The following is a 17,489-nucleotide window of genomic DNA, read 5'->3' as shown; positions in this document are numbered from 1 at the left end:
GCTCGCCTGCTGGAAACGCGGACGAGAACGGGCGACGGCGGCGGCCGTCAGCCGGACGGGGGCAGGGCATGACGAGCACCGATGGTCGGCGGAAGTGGCTGACCGTCGCCGAGGAGCTGGCCGCGGCGTTGCGGGTCGACGCGGCGGAGCGCGATCGGCGCGGTGCGGAACCCGCGGCCGAGGTCGAGGCGTTGCGCGGGTCCGGGGTGCTGACGATCGGTGACTGGGCCACGCAGCAGGCCGTCACCAGGGTCGTCGGCGCGGCGGACGCCAACGTCGGGCACCTCCTCGGCTACCACTACCTCCAGGTGTGGCGCAGCGGCCTGTTCGACAACCCCGCGTTCGACGCCGGCACCGGTCTCTTTTGGGCCGGCGTCAGCAACCCCCTGGACGCCGCGCTGGAACTGCGGCCCGTCGACGGCGGCTTCGAGGTCACGGGGCGCAAGACGTTCGCCACGGGCGCGTCGGTGGCCGACCGGCTCGTGGTCAGCGCCACCCGCACCGACACCGGCGGGAAGGTGACGTTCACGCTCGACGCGAAGGCCGCGGGCATCACCTACGCCGGTGACTGGGACAACATCGGCCAACGCCTCACCGCCAGCGGCGGCGTGGCGTTCGACCACGTGCACGTGCCGTCCGACCAGGTCCTCGGCTCGCACGACGAGCACAGCCCGCGCCTGTCGCTGGCCGCCCTCGGCTTCCAGCTCGTGCTCGCCCAGCTGTACGTGGCGATGGCCGAGGGTGCCCTCGCCGAAGCCGCCCGGTACACCCGCACGACCACCCGGCCGTGGTTCCTCAGCGGTGTCGACCAGGCCACCGCCGACCCGTACGTCCTGGCCGCGTACGGCGAGCTGGTGTCCGAGGTGCGGGCCGCCGGCTGCCTCGCCGACCACGCCTCCGACCGGCTGGACCAGGCCTCGCGTCGGGGCACCGACCTGACCCGGGACGAACGCGCCGAGACCGCCGCCGCGATCTCGGCGGCCAAGGTCGTGGCCACCAAGGTCGCCAACCAGACCACCAGCCGGGTGTTCGAGCTGTGCGGCGCCCGCGCCACCGCCGCCGGCTACGCCTTCGACCGGTTCTGGCGCAACGCCCGCACCCTCACCCTGCACGACCCCGTGTCGTACAAGGCGCGCGAGGTCGGCGCGCACTTCCTCACCGGGGAGCACGCCCCGTTCACCGGGTACAGCTGATGGAGCCGCTGCTCGCGCGCAGCGTCCGCCTCGAAGACGACGGCGTGCACGTGCTCGACCGCCGCAACTTCCCGTTCGAGCGGACGTGGGTGCGCTGCGGCACGGTCGCCGAGGTGGCCGAGGCGATCCGGGACATGGTCACCCAGTCCTCCGGCCCGTACTTCGCCGCGCTGTGGGGCATGGTGCTGGCCGCCCGCGAGGCCCGCGGCCTGCCGCGCGACCAGGCCCGCGCCCACCTGGACCAGGCCGGACGGCTCCTGATCGCCACCCGCCGCACCAACAACCACCTGCGCAAGGCGGTCGCCGCGGTGCTCGCGGGCGTGGACGGGCACGAGGACGTCGAAGCCGGTGCCCTCGAAGGCGCGCACGCGGGGGACCGGCGCTACCGCGAACGCAGCCGCGAGCTCGGCACGCACACCGCCGCGTTGTTGCCGGACGAGGGCGCGGTGCTCACGCACTGCTGGGCAGACCTCTACCTGACCGAGACCGTCACCGCTGCCCAGGCCATGGGCAAGCGTTTGCGGTTCATCTGCACGGAGACCCGCCCGTACCTCCAGGGAGCGCGCCTGACCGCGGAGACCCTGGGTGAGATGGGCGTGGACACGACCCTGATCACCGACGGCATGGGCGCGGCGGTCATGTCGACCGGCGACGTCGACGTGCTGCTGACCGCCGCCGACCGCGTCACCATGGACGGGCACGTGGTCAACAAGGTCGGCACGCTCGGCCTGGCCGTCGCGGCACGGGCGTTCGACGTGCCGTTCCTGGCCATGGTGCAGGCACCGGACCGGCTCGCCCCCACCGCCGCCGACGTGCCGATCGAGTACCGGCCCGGCGACGAGGTGCTGCACACGCTGGGCCGCCGCACGGCCACCGACCGGGCGCGCGGCCTCTACCCGGCGTTCGACGTGACGCCGCCGCGGTTCGTGACCTCGGTGGTGACCGACCGCGGTGCGTACGCTCCGCACGGTTTGGCCGACTACTACGTTGGGGACGTTCATGACTGAATGGGTCGTGCTGGACATCGAGGGCACGCTCAGCGCCACCGACCAGGTCCTGGTCACGCTGTACGACTACGCCCGGCCGCGGCTCGGGCCGTGGATCGACGAGCACGCCGACGACCCGGCCGTCGCCGAGGCCGTCGCGCAAATCCGCGAGCTGTCCGGTGTGGACGGCGGCACGGACGAGCTGGTGCGCGTGCTGCACGGCTGGATGGACGACGACCAGAAGGTCACGCCGCTCAAGACGTTGCAGGGCCTGATCTGGCAGCGCGGTTACGCCGAGGGCGACCTGGTCGCCGAGTTCTTCCCGGACGTCGTGCCCGCCCTGCGCCGGTGGCACGACGCGGGCACCAAGCTGGCCGTGTTCTCCTCGGGCTCGGTGGCCGGTCAGGTCGCGTTCTTCGCGCACACCACCGACGGGGACCTCACCTCGCTGTTCGAGTTCCACTTCGACACGGTGAACGCGGGCCCGAAGCGCGAGGCCTCGTCGTACCTGAAGATCGCCTCCGTGCTCGGCTCGACCGACATCAGGTTCTACTCCGACGTCCCCGCCGAGCTGGACGCCGCCGCCGAGGCGGGCTGGCGGACGGTCGGCGTGCGGCGGCCCGGCGAGCCGTACGGCGACGCCGACTTCGGTCCACACCGGACCTCGGGGACCCTGTGACCACCGGCCCTGTGACCGAGCCTGTGACCACCGGCTCGCGGACGCCCGGCGAGGCGCTGGCCGCCGAGTGCGCCCGCTACACCGCGATGGGCTGGATGCGCGGCACCTCGGGCAACCTGTCCGTGGTCGTGGACCGCGACCCGCTGCGGCTCGCGGTCACCGTCAGCGGCAAGGACAAGGGCGAGCTCACGCCCGACGACGTGGTCGTGATCGACGCCGAGGGCCGCACGGACGACCCGGTGCGCGTGCCGTCGGCCGAGGCGGGCCTGCACGGGCGGATCGCGGCGGTGTCCGGCGCGGGCGCGGTGGTCCACGTGCACGCGCTCGCGCCCGTGATCGCGGCCGAGCACTGGCCCGACGGCGTGGAGCTGCGCGACCTGGAGATGCTCAAGGGCTTCGGCCGACAGGCCCACGACGACCTGGTCGTCGTCCCGGTCGTGCCGAACAGCCAGGACATGCGGGTGCTCGGCGACGCGTTCGTGGCCGGCTACCGCGCGGACGTGCCGGCCTTGATCGTGGCCAGGCACGGGGTGTACGTGTGGGGTGACGACCTGCACCAGGCCCGGCACCGGCTGGAATGCCTGGAGTGGCTGTTGCGCTTCACCACCGAAACCCACAGGAGGTGGGCACGATGACGTTGCTGACCGTGTGGTCGGACACCGACCCGGAGACCGCGCTGCTGCGCACCGCCGAGCCCACCGAGATCGCGGTGGAGCTCAAGCAGCTCGGCGTGCGCTACGAGCAGTGGCCGGTCGTACCGGGCGTGACCAGGGAGAACGCCCTGGAGGTGTACGCCGACCGGGTCGCCAGGGTGACCGAGACCGAGGGGTACGTCCTGGTCGACGCGATGGAGATGACGCCGTCGGACGACCCGGAGTGGCTGGCGTCGGCCGGGCAGGCGCGGCTGAAGTTCCTCGCCGAGCACACCCACGACGACGACGAGGACCGGTTCTTCGCCCGCGGCGCCGGCGTCTTCTACCTGCACGTCGCGGACCGCGTGTACGCGGTGCTGTGCGAGGCGGGCGACCTGCTGAGCGTGCCCGCGAACACCACGCACTGGTTCGACATGGGCACCCGGCCCGACTACGTGTCGATCCGGTTCTTCCACGACGACGACGGCTGGGTCGGCAACTTCACCGGCAGCGAGATCGCCCGGGGGTTCCCGACGTTCGACACGCTCATGGCGGGTCACCGAGCGAGCTGAGCTCGGCCGCGAGGTTCGCCCGCGCGCGTTCCTGCCACCGTTCGCGCGCGTGGGGCGTGACGTACAGCGGGTCGCGCTCGGCGAGTCCGCGCAGGACGTCCGCCCGACCCACCCGCCACGCGTCGTCCGGCACGTGGGCGTACTCGGCGCGCACGGCGGTCCGGTAGCGCTCGTAGGTGGCGGCGTCGGCGCCCAGGATGGCCAGGTCGGCGTCCAGGAGCAGGCACGTCAGCGGGTCGTCCGAGGTGTGGTCCGCGGTGGCCAGCACCAGGGCGGCCACCGCGTCGGCCTCGGGCAGGCCGGCGAGCCGGTCGCGGGCCCACTCGGCGCTGCGGCGCTCGTCCTCGCCCGGCTCGCCGTCGTAGACGACGTCGTGCGCCAAGGCGGCGAGGACCAGCACCGCGCGCTCGCGTGCCGTTCGGCCGGCGGCTTCGGCGAGCACGGTCACGTCCCGGACGACGGCCAGCACGTGGTCGGCGTTGTGGTAGCCGCGGTGCGGTTCGGCGTACCGGTCGGCGAGGTCGCCGGGCCCGTGCGTGCCGCCCAACGCCCGCACCGCCTCGTGCCACCGGACTTCCAGCTCGACCATGCCCGGATGCTCCCACCCCATCCCCGCCACGGGGGAGATCCAGCGATTCCAGGCCAGTGCGCATAACGAATCGGTATCGGCGTGCATCACGCGAACGGGTTAACGCGATAGAGCATCGACGGAGCAGCCTGATCCGCCGATCAGCACATCGAGCCGTGTGGAGACCCCCATGCGCACGACAAGCCGTACCCTGTTCGGAGCAGCGTCGCTGCTCGCCGTGATCGCCGCCGCCGCCCTCGCCGCAGGCGCGTCCGCCCAGCCAGACGACCCCCAGCCCGGCGACCCCCGCGCCACCGCCGTCACCGGGAACATCGACATCGAGCAGACCGGCGACGCCTGCGACGTCGTGGGCCTCCCCGGCACCGAGGCGCTCCTGCCGCCCGGGACCTACACCTCCGACGGCACCAACATCACCATCACCGCGAACCCGCCCGACTCGGTGATCAGCGGTGTCGTGGTGAAGGGCGGTCCCGCCTACAACACCTACCCGGCCGCCAACCTGGGCCCGCTGCCGTGGCAGAACCTGCACGCACCGCTGAACAGCAGCGGCAAGCCGGCCGGCATCAGCCACTGGTTCGTCTGCCTGACCACCGTCACCACAACCACCACGACCACCACCACGACGACCACGGGCACGACCACCACCACGACTTACGGCACGACAACCACCACCACTTCCGGCACGACGACGACCACCACCCCCGGCACCACGACCACCACCACCTCACCGGGGATGACCACCACGACCACCCCTACGACGACCACTACCACCACACCACCCGGCTTGGTCGTCGTCGCCACCACGACCAAGGCCGTGGCCGCGGTGAGCCCCGGCTCGCGCGACGGTCGTGACGGTCTGGCGAGCACCGGCTTCTCCGGCTGGTGGCTGCTCGTCGCCGGCCTCTCCCTGCTGGCCGCCGGCTCCGCCTTCCTCGTCTCACCGAAGCTCCGCAACCTGCTGCGCCGCTGACGCCTCCGACGCCCGATCACCCGGTGGTGGTCCCACGACCACCACCGGGCATGGCACATAACCGACTCATAACGAATAGACGGCAACCCGCGTCATCTGAATGGGCTAACTCGATAGGGGGGTGACCGGTGTAGTTCGATCCCCCGGTCAGCCCTCGAACCCCGCGGAGCAGCACCATGCGCATGACCACCCGCCGCCTTCTCGGCGCAGCCGCACTGCTCGCCCTGAGCACCACCGGCCTGCTGGGCGGCACCGCCTCGGCGAGCCCCGAGAAGACCGCACCCCCTCCCGGCGACCCGCGCGCCACCTCGTTCGCCGGCAACCTCGAATGGGACCACGACCGGGCGTGCGCCACGGCGGGCCTGGCCGGCGAGGCGTTCGACGACGAGGGCACGCCGACCCTGGCCAACACCTCGACCGGCACCCACCTCACCATCACCGGCGGCCTTGAGGGCTACACCGTGACCGGTGTCGTGGTGAAGGGCGGCGACGCCTACAACGTCTACCCCGCCGCCAAGCTCGGCGCGCCGGCCTGGGAAGGCCTGCACGCCCCCGAGCACCAGAACAAGGGCGGCGCCGGCAACGTCCCCGAGATCAGCCACTGGTTCTTCTGCGCCGAGAAGACCACCTCCGAGGAGACTCCCAACCCGGAGGACCCGAACCCCGGGAACCCCGACCCCGAGAACCCCGGCGAGGAGACCCCGGTCGAGGAGACCGAAGAGGTCGTCCCGACCACCGAGTCCGTCGCCGTCACCCCGACCGTCACCACGACCCCGGCCCCCGCCGCCGGCGCGAACGACGGTGACCTGGCCAACACCGGATTCGACGGCGGCCTGCTGCTGGCCGTCGGCCTCGCCCTGGTCGCCGTCGGCGCCGCGTTCGTCGCCTCGCCGAAGCTGCGCGGCCTGCTGCGCCGCTGACCCGCACCGCGAGCCCGAGGGCCGCTCCCGCTCCGGCGAGAGCGGCCCTCGGGCTTGTGACCTGCGCTACCTCACTTGATCCAGGGGGCAGCCCAGCCGCACCACCCTGAACGCCGCCGTCTACCATCCGTTGGGCCGGCGGCGTCACCCACCGGCGAAGTCAGAACCAGACAGTGCAGGAGGCACCGTGACGGCCGTAGCCCCGCAGCCGATCGCAACGCGGCCCTTCGGGACGCGCGAGGCGGCCAAGGGTTCGTTCCTGCTGCGGATGTTCCGCACCACGGACCACAAGCAGATCGGGATCATGTACCTGGTCACGTCGTTCGCCTTCTTCATGGTGGGCGGCGCGATGGCCATGCTGATGCGCACGGAGCTGGCCCGCCCGGGCATGCAGTTCCTGTCGCAGGAGCAGTTCAACCAGCTCTTCACCATGCACGGCACGGTGATGCTGCTGCTGTACGCGACCCCCATCGTGTTCGGCTTCGCCAACTTCGTCCTGCCGTTGCAGATCGGCTCCCCGGACGTGGCGTTCCCGCGGCTCAACGCCTTCTCGTACTGGCTGTACCTGTTCGGCGGCCTGATCGTGATGGCGGGCTTCCTCACGCCGGGCGGCGCGGCCGACTTCGGCTGGTTCGCCTACACCCCGCTGTCCAACGCCATCCACTCGCCCGGCGTCGGCGCCGACCTGTGGATCTCCGGGCTGATCGTCGGCGGTCTCGGCACCATCCTCGGCGCGGTCAACATGATCACCACCGTGGTCTGCCTGCGCGCGCCCGGCATGACCATGTTCCGGATGCCGATCTTCACCTGGAACATCCTGGTCACGTCGGTGCTGGTGCTGCTGGCGTTCCCGATCCTGACCGCCGCGCTGTTCGGCCTGCTGGCGGACCGCCACCTCGGCGCCCACGTGTTCGACCCCGCCAACGGCGGCGTGATCCTCTGGCAGCACCTGTTCTGGTTCTTCGGCCACCCCGAGGTCTACATCGTCGCGCTGCCGTTCTTCGGCATCGTGTCCGAGATCTTCCCGGTGTTCAGCCGCAAGCCGATCTTCGGCTACAACGGCCTGGTCTACGCGACGCTGGGCATCGCGGCGCTGTCCGTGGCCGTGTGGGCGCACCACATGTACGCCACCGGCGCGGTGCTGCTGCCGTTCTTCGCGTTCATGACGTTCCTGATCGCGGTGCCGACCGGCATCAAGTTCTTCAACTGGATCGGCACGATGTGGAAGGGGCAGCTGACGTTCGAGACACCGATGCTGTTCAGCATCGGCTTCATCGTCACGTTCCTGTTCGGCGGTCTGTCCGGCATCCTGCTGGCCGCGCCGGCGATCGACTTCCACGTGTCGGACACGTACTTCGTCGTCGCGCACTTCCACTACGTGCTGTACGGCACGATCGTGTTCGCCACCTTCGCGGGCATCTACTTCTGGTTCCCCAAGATCACCGGCCGGATGATGGACGAGCCGCTGGGCAAGCTCCACTTCTGGACCACGTTCCTCGGCTTCCACGCCACGTTCCTGGTGCAGCACTGGCTGGGCAACGAGGGCATGCCGCGCCGGTACGCGGACTACCTGCCCGGCGACGGCTTCACCACGCTGAACACGATCTCCACGATCGGCGCGTACATCCTGGGCGCGTCCACGCTGCCGTTCATCTGGAACGTGTTCAAGAGCTACCGCTACGGCGAGACCGTGAAGGTGGACGACCCGTGGGGCTTCGGCAACTCGCTGGAGTGGGCGACCTCGTGCCCGCCGCCGCGGCACAACTTCACCGAGCTGCCGCGGATCCGCTCGGCCCGCCCGGCCTTCGAGCTGCACTACCCGCACATGATCGAGCGGCTGCACAGCGAGGCGCACGTCACGTTCACCGGCAAGGCCATCGCGCACGAGGACGCGAAGCCCGCGCCGTCCGAACTGGCCGCCGCCGCCGTGCAGTCGGGCACCGCCTCGGAGCACACCGAGGGCGACCACAAGTAACGCTTGTAACCTGAGCGCAGGTTCAACGACGAGCCCCGACGACCGCGTCCGATCCCTCGGCCGGGTCGTCGGGGCTCGCCGCTGTCTGGCATAGGAGCCATCAGTGACCAAGCCCAGCGGGGTCAACATCAGCGCCACACCCGTCCTGATCACGGTCACCGGACCGGACAAGCCGGGGGTGTCCTCGGTGTTGTTCGCGGTGCTGACCAGGCACGGCGTGGAGATCCTCGACGTCGAGCAGGTCGTCATCCGCGGCCGGCTGGTGCTCGGCGTGCTCGTCGCGGCCGACCACGACCCGGAGGGGTTGCAGGAGGCCGTCGAGCAGGCCATGGCGACGGTGTCCATGCACGTCGAGGTGGAGATCGGCGCGGACTCCAAGCGGACCGCGCGGCTGGAGTCGAGCCACGTGCTGATCCTGCTCGGCCGCCCGGTCACGGCCCGCGCGTTCACCGAGGTGGCGCGGCGGCTGGCGGCGCTCGGCGTGAACATCGACGCGATCCGGGGTGTCGCCGACTACCCCGTCACCGGCCTTGAGCTGCGGGTTTCCGTGGCCGACGACACGCCGGAGGGTGACGCGCAGCTGCGGTCGGCGTTGGCCGAGGTGGCGGTGCGCGGCGGGCTGGACATCGCGGTGGAGCGGGCCGGGCTGACCCGGCGGGCCAAGCGGCTGGTGGTGTTCGACGTCGACTCCACGCTCATCCAGGGCGAGGTGATCGAGATGCTGGCCGCGCACGTCGGGGTGGAGCCGCAGGTCAAGGAGATCACCGACGCGGCGATGCGGGGCGAGCTGGACTTCACCGAGTCGTTGCGGCGGCGGGTGGCGTTGCTGGCGGGCCTGGACGAGGCCGTGCTGGACGAGGTCGCGGAGTCGTTGGAGCTGACGCCGGGCGCGCGCACGACGGTGCGGACGCTCAAGCGGCTCGGGTTCCGCTGCGGTGTGGTGTCCGGCGGCTTCACCCGCGTGATCCAGCGGCTGGTGGACGACCTGGGGCTGGACTTCTGCGCGGCCAACGAGCTGGAGGTCGTGGACGGCAAGCTGACCGGTCGGGTCGTCGGCGACGTGGTGGACCGGGCGGGCAAGGCGGTGGCGCTGCGGCGGTTCGCCGACGAGCAGGGCATCACGCTGGCGCAGACCGTCGCCGTGGGTGACGGCGCGAACGACATCGACATGCTGGGCGCGGCCGGGTTGGGCATCGCGTTCAACGCCAAGCCCGCGTTGCGCGAGGTCGCGGACACGGCGTTGTCCCACCCGTTCCTGGACGCGGTGCTGTTCGTGCTCGGCGTGACCCGTGCGGAGGTGGAGGCCGCGGACGCGGCGGACGGCATGGAGCTGAACCGGCTGTGAACCCGATCCTGCGGATGCTGGTGGACCGGCACTACGCGACCGACTCGGAGGACCCGGAGTCGGTGCGGGCGATGCCGGTGGTGCTGCGGATCGAGCGGTCCGCGCCGCCGTCGAGGACCGAGGTGCTGGAGGCCGCCGCCGCCGCGGCCATCGCGGTGTGCCTGGACGACCGCGCCCTGCCGGGCGGGGAGTGGCACGACGAGGTGGCGGCGTGGGTGGACGGGCGGATCCGGAAGGTGACGCGACGGGCACGCGGCGCGCACTGGGAGGCCGTGCAGGCGTTGCCGGGCGTGACCATCACCGTCGGCGGCGCGTCGGCGCGGGCCTTCGTGCCGGGGCGGGTGGTGGACCTGCCCAAGGAGCTGAGCCGGTTGCAGATCTCCGGCAGCGAGCTGCCGCCCGACACCCCCGGCCCGGTCCCCGCCGGCGCCTGCGAGCTCTGGCTGAACCCGCGGGTCGAGATGACGGCGGGCAAGGCGGCGGCCCAGGTGGGGCACGCGACGATGCTGCTCGCACCGCACCTGTCCGACGCGGAGCTGAAGGAGTGGGCGTCGCTGGACTACCGGTGCGCCGTCCGGACACCGGCCGCGGCCGAGTGGGACGCCCTGGTGGCGCACCCGGACGTGGTGGTGGTTCGGGACGCCGGTTTCACCGAAGTCGAGCCGGGAACCGCCACGGTCGCCGTGAACCGACGTTTCGGTTGACCGTTTTGCGGTAACCATCCCCGGCGTGGGCCTGTTGGACGTGCTGGATGCCAAGCTCGGTGACGGGCTGGAGAGCTTGCTGTGCGCGCACCACGCCAGACGGTTGCGCAAGCTGGGATGGGGTTCGGCGTTCGCGCCGGAGGCCGGCTGGTGGACGCCGCGACGGCCGGTGCGGACCGGCAACCGGGTCGAGGTGCTGGTGGACGGGCACGAGGTGCTGCCCGCCATCGCCTCGGCGATCTCGTCGGCGCGCAAGTCCGTGCACCTGGCGGGGTGGTGTGCCAGCCCGGACTTCCGGCTGACCCGCGAGCCGGGCTCGCCGACGTTGCGCGAGCTGCTGGCGTCGGCCGCGTCCCGGGTGCCGGTGCGCGTGCTGCTGTGGGCGGGGCCGCCGGTGCCGATGTTCGAGCCGACGCGCAAGCGGGTGCTGGCGAGCCGGCGTGAGTTCACCCGCGACAGCGCGGTGCGGTGCGAGATCGACGCGCGCGAGCGCACGATGCACTGCCACCACGAGAAGATCGTGGTGGTGGACGACGAGGTGGCGTTCGTCGGCGGGATGGACCTGACCGCCGTCGAGGGCGACCGCCACGACACCGCCGAGCACCCGCCCCGCGAACCGCTGGGCTGGCACGACATCGGGACGCGCCTGCACGGGCCCATCGTCGCCGACGTTGCCGAGCACTTCCGGCAGCGCTGGCAGGAGATCGCCGGCGAGCAGCTGCCCGCCGTCGCACCGCCACCCCCGGCCGGCTCGTCGTCGGCCCAACTGGTGCGGACGATCCCGGAGCGCACCTACGACTTCGCTTCGCGCGGCGAGTTCAGCCTGCTCGACTCGTACCTGCGCGCGCTGCGTTCGGCGACGAGCCTGGTCTACATCGAGAACCAGTTCCTGTGGTCACCCGAGATCACCGAGATCCTGATCTCGAAGCTCCGCAAGCCACCGACCGAGGACTTCCGCGTGGTGCTGGTCCTGCCGCGCAAGCCGAGCAACGGCGCGGACACCACCCGTGGCCAGCTCGGACGTCTGCTGGACGCCGACGACGGCAACCACCGCCTGGTCGCCGCCACCCTGTCCTCGCACGACGGCGCCACGTCCTCGTCGGTCTACGTGCACGCCAAGCTGGCCATCGTGGACGACCGGTGGCTGAGCGTCGGCTCGGCCAACCTCAACGAGCACTCGCTGTTCAACGACACCGAGGTCAACCTGGTGACCGACGACCCGGCCGTCGCCCGCGACACCCGCCTGCGCCTGTGGTCCGAACACCTGCAACGCCCGATCTCCGACGTCTCCGCTCCCGCGCACGAGGTCGTGGACACCCTCTGGCGCCCCACCCTGGCCGCCTCCGGCAAGCACCGCCTGACCGCCCTCCCCGGCGTCTCCCGCCGCGCCGGCCGCCTCCAAGGCCCCCTCCGCGGCCTCCTCGTCGACGGCTAACCCCGCGCGAGCCCTACCTCCAGAACGCGAGAGTCCTACGTTCACGTCACGCGTGTCCTACGTTCAGGACGCGCGTGTCCTACGTTCGGAACACCCGAATTCAACGCTCAGAACACGCGACCTGCGGTTTCGGCGCTCAGTTGTGGGCCGCGTCGAGGCGCTTGAGCGCCGCCCGCACGACCTCCGGGTCGTACGTCGTCCAGAACGGCGGCAGCGAGGCACGCAGGAACCCGCCGTAACGCGCGGTGGCCAGGCGCGAGTCCAGGACGGCGACCACGCCCTTGTCGTTCATCGAACGCAGCAGCCGCCCGGCGCCCTGGGCCAGCAGCAGCGCCGCGTGCGTCGCCGCCACGGTGAGGAAACCGTTGCCGCCCCGCGATTCCACCGCCTTCTGCCGCGCCGACGCCAACGGGTCGTCCGGCCGCGGGAACGGGATGCGGTCCATCACCACCAACGACAGCGACGGCCCCGGCACGTCCACCCCCTGCCACAACGACAACGTCCCGAACAGGCACGTCCGCGCGTCCTCCGCGAACCGCTTCACCAACTGCCCCGTGGCGTCGTCACCCTGGCACAGCACGGGGTAGTCGACCTTGCCCCGCAACGCCTCCGCCGCCGCCTTCGCCGCACGCATCGACGAGAACAGCCCCAACGTCCGTCCGCCCGCCGCGTTGACCAGACCCTCGATCTCGTCGACATAGGACGGTGGCAACCCGTCACGCCCCGGCGGCGGCAGGTGGCGCGCCACGTACAGGATCCCGCTGCTGCCGTGCTCGAACGGCGAGCCGACGTCCAACCCGGTCCACCGCGGCCCGCTCACGTCCGACGGCGGCTCCTTGTCCGTCGCCGTCCCCTCCGCCTTGCGAACACCCGACGCTGCCGGCAACCCCCACTGCCGCGCCAACGTGTCGAACGTGCCGCCCAACGTCAAGGTCGCCGACGTCAGGACCGTGGTCCGCTTCCCGAACAACCGCTCCCGCAGCAGCCCACCGACCCCCAACGGCGCGACGCGCAGCGACGGCGCCTTGTTGCGGTCCGCGAAGTCACCCGACACCCAGACCACGTCGTGGTCCTCGTCGAACGCGTCCAGGATCCGCGTCGCGCAGTCGTGCACGTCGTCCAGCAGCGACAGCGCCAGCTTGCGCGACGTCGCGCCGTCGACGTCCTCCTTGCGATCGGGCCCCAACGACGTGATGCACGCGTGCGCCGCGTCCTTCGTCGCCCGCAACGCACCGGCCAACGCCTGCGGCAGGCTGTCGAGCCTGCCCACCGGCATCTCCTCCAGGATCATCGCCAGACCGTCGCTCGCCTCGGCCATCCGGTCGGCCACGTTCTGGTCGATCAACCGCCCGCAACGCCGCGCGGCCGTGGCGACCAGCGACGCGCTCAGCTCCTCCGTCGCCACCGACGTCACCCGGTCGACCAGGTCGTGCGCCTCGTCGATCACGACCACGTCGTGGTCGGGTAGGACCTGGTAGCCCTCCAAGGCGTCCACGGCCAGCATCGCGTGGTTGGTCACCACGACGTCCGCCCGGCCCGCCTCGGCACGTGCCTTCTCCGCGAAGCAGTCCACGCCGATCGGGCACTTGTTCACGCCGAGGCACTCACGCGCCGTGACCGAGACCTGACGCCACGCCTGGTCCGTGACGCCGGGCACGAGCTCATCCCGGTCGCCGGTCTCGGTGTCGGACGACCACTCGTGCAGGCGCTTGACCTCGCGGCCCATCTTGGACACCGCGAACGGGTCGAACAGGCCCGCTTCCTCCGGCTCGTCGGGCGCACCGGTGTGCAGGCGGTGCATGCACAGGTAGTTGCGGCGGCCCTTGAGGATGGCGAACCGCGGTTCGCGGCCCAGCTCCTTGCGCAACGCCTTGGCGAGCCTGGGCAGGTCGCGGTCCACGAGCTGGCGTTGCAGGGCGATCGTGGCGGTGGAGATGACGACCGTCGACTCCTCGGCCACGGCGTGCCGCAGCGCCGGCACCAGGTACGCCAACGACTTGCCGGTCCCGGTGCCCGCCTGGACGGCCAGGTGCTCGCCGGTCCGGATCGCGCGCTCGACCGCCTCGGCCATGTCGACCTGGCCCTCGCGTTCCGCTCCACCCACCGCCTCCACGGCGACGGCGAGCAACGTCCTGGTGTCGGGGATCGCGGTGGTGGCGGGCACGGCGAAAACCGTACCCGCCCACCCCGTCATCCCGGTCCGGACCCGCCTGCGCGTTCCGAGCGTTGAACTCGGGTGTCCTGAACGTAGGACTCACGCGTTCCGAACGTAGGACACGCGCGTTCTGGAGGTAGGACACGCGCGACGTGAAGGTTCGACTCGCGGGGTTACTTGCGGTTGATCAAGGCCCAGGTGGCGGGCAGGAGGCCGGCGGCCAGGGCGATCTTCAGCGCGTCACCCAGCAGGAACGGCGTCACGCCCAGTTGCAGCGCCTTGCCGAGGCCCACGCCCGCGGCGGCCATCAGCCACGGCACGCCGCACGCGTAGATCGCCAGGTTGCCCACCGCCATCGTGCCGACGGTCCGCAACGGCGTCCGGTCGCCACCGCGCGCCGCCAGGTGCCCGACCAGCGCACCCGCGAACACGAACCCGACCACGTACCCGAGCGACGCGGGCATCCCCGACGACCCGCCCTGGAACCACGGCACCCCGGCCACGCCCGCGATCAGGTACAGCACCATCGACGCACCACCGCGCTGCCACCCGAGCGCCGCGCCCACCAGCAGGGCGGCGAACGTCTGGCCGGTGATCGGCACGGGGCTGCCCGGCACGGGCAACGCGACCTGCGCGGCCAGGCCGGTCAACCCGGCGCCCGCCACGACCAGGGCGATGTCACGCGCGAGCGCGCCGGGGACCAGGTCGGCGAGCACCGCGCGACGGCCGGGAACGGCGAGGACGGACACTTGGGACCTCCCAGAGGATCGACTTCCCCGGGAGGTTAACCGGCGATCACAGGTTCGGTCTTTGTCGAAGCTCTACAAAGTTGGCCATCTCACGCAGGACCCGCGGCGGACGCCACCGAACGAATGCCCTCCCGATCGGGGATCGCCTGATAGGGCTGCTTGATGGTCATCGGGCCTGCGGAGGGCGAACCTCACCCCCGGATCGGGTGACAACGTGAAGCACTTTCGGGCTGATGACCCACCGTTGGTGGCCGTGGTTGGGCGGTTCGAGTGGACGGCGTCCCCCTTTACGGTCAGCAACCTTCAACACCACTGGTTGAACGCCGATAGGGGGAAATTGCACGGTCAACCGGTTCGAGGAAGGAGCTCCATGCGTGGGGGACTGACTCGTCACGCGGCGGTGACCGGACTGGTCGCCATCGCGGCGCTGGTGGTCGGCGCCGCGCCGGCCTCGGCAGCGCCCGGAGACGCCTCGGCCCGCGGCGTGGAGCTCGACCTCTCGCTGCCGGGACGGGACGCGGTCTCGGCAGGCCCGTTCGCCGCCGCCGACGCGAACGGCCCCATCGCCGACACGCTCGCGGCCGTCGACCTGCCGAACGTCCTCAAGACCGGCGTGACCACCGCGTCCGCCTCGCGCGACGACAAGACCGGCGGCGTCGGGTCCCGGGCGGGCACCGCCGACGTCCGGCTCGACCTGCTCCGCACCGTCACCGGCGGCATGTCCGCCGAACTGGTCGAAGCCGAGTGCGCGGCCACCCAGAAGGGCCTCACCGGCAAGTCCCGGCTCGTCGGGCTCGACCTCAGCAGGCTGGCCGACCTCTACCCCGGCCCCGACCTCGACGTCGAACCCGCGCCGAACACCGCGGTCGACCTCGACCTCCTCGGTGTGGACGTCGCGAAGGTCGTGTTCAACGAGCAGGTGCGCAACACCGACGGCAGCCTCACCGTCAACGCCGTCCGCCTCACCCTGGTCGGCTCCGTCGGCACCGGCGACCTGGTGCTCTCGTCCGCCACCTGCGGTCCCGCCGGCCTGCCCACCGCGATGGCCTCGGGCGCGGGCCTGTGGATCGGGCTCGGCCTGCTCACCCTGTTCGGCGTGCCCGTCGGCGCGGTGGCGCTGCGCCGCCGGCACGAGCTCGGGGCGGGCTGAGGCATGTCCCCGATCCCCGGCGGCGGTGTAGCGGTCGGCACGGGAACCGGCTCGTCGGCGGCCACCGGCCCCGGAGTCGCGTGGTGGGTGGTGGCCGGTGTTGCGCTCCTCGTGACCGGCCCGCCGCCGACCCGCGCGGTCCGCGGGCGACGAGCGCCCGCCGGCGAGTAGCGCGCGTGCGCCCCGGAGCCTGCCTGCCCCCAGGGCACGCTCCGGGGCGCCGCACCCCGTGGGACCTCCGAGAAAGGAGCAAGGTGAAGGAAGTCGTGTTGTTCGCGGGCACCCGGCCCGAAGCGGTCAAGATCGCACCGGTGGCGCTGGCGCTGGCCGACCACCCGGTGCTCCGGCCGATCATCGTCCACAGTGGACAGGACGCGGGGATGGTCGAGCAGGCGTTGCGGGCGTTCGGCCTCGCCGTGGACGTCGAGCTGGACGCGCCGCGCGCCACCGGCGGCCAGGCCGAGCTGCTGGCGTGCCTGGTAGGGGAGTTCGACCGGCTGCTGCGCACCCGCGACCCGGCCGTCGTCCTCGTCCAGGGCGACACGACCACCGCCCTGGCGGGGGCGCTCGCCGCGTTCTGGCGCGGCATCCCCGTGGCGCACCTCGAAGCCGGTCTGCGCACCGGCGACCTCGCGGGACCGTTCCCCGAGGAGGGCACGCGGCAGATGATCGCCCGGATCGCCACCCTGCACCTCGCGCCGACCGACGACGACGCCGCGGCGCTCGTCGGCGAGGGCATGGCGGACCGCCGGATCGTGGTCACCGGCAACACCGTGGTCGACGCCGTGCGCCAGGTCGCCGCCGCCGACCTGCCCGCCCGCGACCCCGACCTCGCGCTGCTGGAACGCGTGCTGGACGAGCGCTCCGAACGGCTGGTGCTGGTGACGGTGCACCGGCGGGAGTCGTGGGGCGAGCCGCTGCGACGCGTGCTGCGCGCCGTGCGGGCCATCGCGGACCGGCACCCCGACGTGCGCGTGCTGCTGCCCGTGCACCCCGACCCGGGGGTGCGTGCGGCGACACGGGACGTGCTCGGCGGGCACGAGCGGATCGTGGTGACCGAGCCGTTGGACTACTCCGACCTGGTGCGCGCGCTGCGCCGGTCCGTGCTGGTGCTCACCGATTCCGGCGGCATCCAGGAGGAGGCGCCGACGTTCGGCGTGCCGGTGCTGGTGCTGCGCGAGACGACCGAACGGGGGTCCGCGGTGGAGGCCGGCTGCGCGTGGCTGGTCGGCACCGACCCGATCCGGATCGTGGCCGAGGCGGGCTGGGTGCTCGGCGCGCGGCTGCGGCTGCCGGTGGGTCACAACCCGTTCGGCGACGGCCGTGCGGCGGCGCGGGTGCGAGGGGCCCTGGAGCGGCTCGTGGGCCTGCCGACCGACTTCGCCAGTGCGCCGCTGCCGGTGCGCATCCCGTCCTGACGGCACCGGTCGTCGGT

At 72.1% G+C, this 17,489-nt stretch carries 16 protein-coding genes; 13 read left to right on the top strand and 3 right to left on the bottom strand.

Going from position 1 to position 17,489, the window contains the following annotated elements; all coding sequences use genetic code 11:
* The first annotated feature begins 68 nt into the window (after positions 1-68).
* From ACYVLT_RS36760 to ACYVLT_RS36740, 5 genes are read left to right on the top strand one after another with little or no spacing between them, the layout of a single operon-like run.
* Positions 69-1,193, top strand: a complete 1,125-nt coding sequence (locus ACYVLT_RS36760; protein WP_461124776.1) for an acyl-CoA dehydrogenase family protein — start codon at positions 69-71, stop codon at positions 1,191-1,193.
* The gene (locus ACYVLT_RS36755) at positions 1,193-2,200 is read left to right on the top strand and encodes a s-methyl-5-thioribose-1-phosphate isomerase (RefSeq protein ID WP_461124775.1); all 1,008 of its coding nucleotides are present in this window, start codon (positions 1,193-1,195) and stop codon (positions 2,198-2,200) included. The genes ACYVLT_RS36760 and ACYVLT_RS36755 overlap by 1 nt, the downstream gene beginning before the upstream one ends.
* Positions 2,193-2,858 carry an acireductone synthase gene (gene mtnC, locus ACYVLT_RS36750; RefSeq protein WP_461124774.1) on the top strand — a complete coding sequence of 222 codons (666 nt, stop codon included), beginning with the start codon at positions 2,193-2,195 and terminating at the stop codon, positions 2,856-2,858. The genes ACYVLT_RS36755 and mtnC overlap by 8 nt, the downstream gene beginning before the upstream one ends.
* 11 nt (positions 2,859-2,869) lie before the next feature.
* Positions 2,870-3,493, top strand: a complete 624-nt coding sequence (gene mtnB / locus ACYVLT_RS36745) for a methylthioribulose 1-phosphate dehydratase (protein ID WP_461124773.1) — start codon at positions 2,870-2,872, stop codon at positions 3,491-3,493.
* The gene (locus ACYVLT_RS36740) at positions 3,490-4,062 is read left to right on the top strand and encodes a 1,2-dihydroxy-3-keto-5-methylthiopentene dioxygenase (protein WP_461124772.1); all 573 of its coding nucleotides are present in this window, start codon (positions 3,490-3,492) and stop codon (positions 4,060-4,062) included. Before mtnB ends, ACYVLT_RS36740 begins: the two co-directional genes overlap by 4 nt.
* On the opposite strand, the gene ACYVLT_RS36735 is transcribed toward ACYVLT_RS36740, so the two are convergent.
* A complete protein-coding gene (locus ACYVLT_RS36735) occupies positions 4,037-4,651 on the bottom strand; it encodes an HD domain-containing protein (RefSeq protein ID WP_461124771.1) in 615 nt (204 codons plus the stop codon). The two genes, ACYVLT_RS36740 and ACYVLT_RS36735, sit on opposite strands and share 26 nt — an antisense overlap.
* 169 nt (positions 4,652-4,820) lie before the next feature.
* Here ACYVLT_RS36735 and ACYVLT_RS36730 point away from each other — a divergent pair, with 169 nt between their 5' ends.
* From ACYVLT_RS36730 to ACYVLT_RS36705, 6 genes are all read left to right on the top strand, one after another.
* A complete protein-coding gene (locus tag ACYVLT_RS36730) occupies positions 4,821-5,621 on the top strand; it encodes a hypothetical protein (protein WP_461124770.1) in 801 nt (266 codons plus the stop codon).
* Between the two features lie 176 nt (positions 5,622-5,797).
* Complete coding sequence (locus ACYVLT_RS36725) at positions 5,798-6,541, top strand: hypothetical protein (RefSeq protein WP_461124769.1); 744 nt, start codon at positions 5,798-5,800, stop codon at positions 6,539-6,541.
* Positions 6,542-6,728: 187 nt separating this feature from the next.
* On the top strand, positions 6,729-8,516 hold the full coding sequence (gene ctaD, locus ACYVLT_RS36720; protein WP_461124768.1) for an aa3-type cytochrome oxidase subunit I: 1,788 nt from the start codon (positions 6,729-6,731) through the stop codon (positions 8,514-8,516).
* 127 nt (positions 8,517-8,643) lie between these two features.
* Positions 8,644-9,861, top strand: a complete 1,218-nt coding sequence (gene serB / locus ACYVLT_RS36715; RefSeq protein ID WP_461124897.1) for a phosphoserine phosphatase SerB — start codon at positions 8,644-8,646, stop codon at positions 9,859-9,861.
* 14 nt (positions 9,862-9,875) lie between these two features.
* A complete protein-coding gene (locus tag ACYVLT_RS36710) occupies positions 9,876-10,565 on the top strand; it encodes a peptidyl-tRNA hydrolase (protein ID WP_461124896.1) in 690 nt (229 codons plus the stop codon).
* Positions 10,566-10,590: 25 nt separating this feature from the next.
* Positions 10,591-12,000 (top strand): phospholipase D-like domain-containing protein, encoded by a 1,410-nt coding sequence (locus tag ACYVLT_RS36705; protein ID WP_461124767.1) that lies wholly within the window; start codon positions 10,591-10,593, stop codon positions 11,998-12,000.
* Between the two features lie 136 nt (positions 12,001-12,136).
* On the opposite strand, the gene ACYVLT_RS36700 is transcribed toward ACYVLT_RS36705, so the two are convergent.
* Complete coding sequence (locus tag ACYVLT_RS36700; RefSeq protein WP_461124766.1) at positions 12,137-14,164, bottom strand: ATP-dependent DNA helicase; 2,028 nt, start codon at positions 14,162-14,164, stop codon at positions 12,137-12,139.
* A 164-nt stretch (positions 14,165-14,328) separates the two neighbouring features.
* Positions 14,329-14,904, bottom strand: a complete 576-nt coding sequence (locus tag ACYVLT_RS36695) for a biotin transporter BioY (RefSeq protein ID WP_461124765.1) — start codon at positions 14,902-14,904, stop codon at positions 14,329-14,331.
* Positions 14,905-15,274: 370 nt separating this feature from the next.
* Between ACYVLT_RS36695 and ACYVLT_RS36690 the strand changes: the two genes are divergently transcribed.
* Both ACYVLT_RS36690 and wecB read left to right on the top strand, forming a co-directional pair.
* Complete coding sequence (locus ACYVLT_RS36690; protein ID WP_461124764.1) at positions 15,275-16,054, top strand: choice-of-anchor P family protein; 780 nt, start codon at positions 15,275-15,277, stop codon at positions 16,052-16,054.
* A 254-nt stretch (positions 16,055-16,308) separates the two neighbouring features.
* Positions 16,309-17,472, top strand: coding sequence for a non-hydrolyzing UDP-N-acetylglucosamine 2-epimerase (gene wecB / locus ACYVLT_RS36685; protein WP_461124763.1), 1,164 nt, complete (start codon positions 16,309-16,311; stop codon positions 17,470-17,472).
* The last annotated feature ends 17 nt before the right edge of the window (positions 17,473-17,489 follow it).

The sequence above is a fragment of the Saccharothrix stipae genome, assembly GCF_054781895.1.
Note: the sequence above shows the minus strand (reverse complement) of the source record. Positions and strands in the feature narration are given on the sequence as shown.

Bases quoted from the DNA above. Each gene is read 5' to 3' on its own strand.
- ACYVLT_RS36760 (WP_461124776.1), top strand. From the start codon at position 69: ATGACGAGCACCGATGGTCGGCGGAAGTGGCTGACCGTCGCCGAGGAG.
- ACYVLT_RS36755 (WP_461124775.1), top strand. From the start codon at position 1,193: ATGGAGCCGCTGCTCGCGCGCAGCGTCCGCCTCGAAGACGACGGCGTG.
- mtnC (WP_461124774.1), top strand. From the start codon at position 2,193: ATGACTGAATGGGTCGTGCTGGACATCGAGGGCACGCTCAGCGCCACC.
- ACYVLT_RS36740 (WP_461124772.1), top strand. From the start codon at position 3,490: ATGACGTTGCTGACCGTGTGGTCGGACACCGACCCGGAGACCGCGCTG.
- ACYVLT_RS36735 (WP_461124771.1), bottom strand. From the start codon at position 4,651: ATGGTCGAGCTGGAAGTCCGGTGGCACGAGGCGGTGCGGGCGTTGGGC.
- ACYVLT_RS36730 (WP_461124770.1), top strand. From the start codon at position 4,821: ATGCGCACGACAAGCCGTACCCTGTTCGGAGCAGCGTCGCTGCTCGCC.
- ACYVLT_RS36725 (WP_461124769.1), top strand. From the start codon at position 5,798: ATGCGCATGACCACCCGCCGCCTTCTCGGCGCAGCCGCACTGCTCGCC.
- ACYVLT_RS36710 (WP_461124896.1), top strand. From the start codon at position 9,876: ATGCTGGTGGACCGGCACTACGCGACCGACTCGGAGGACCCGGAGTCG.
- ACYVLT_RS36690 (WP_461124764.1), top strand. From the start codon at position 15,275: ATGCGTGGGGGACTGACTCGTCACGCGGCGGTGACCGGACTGGTCGCC.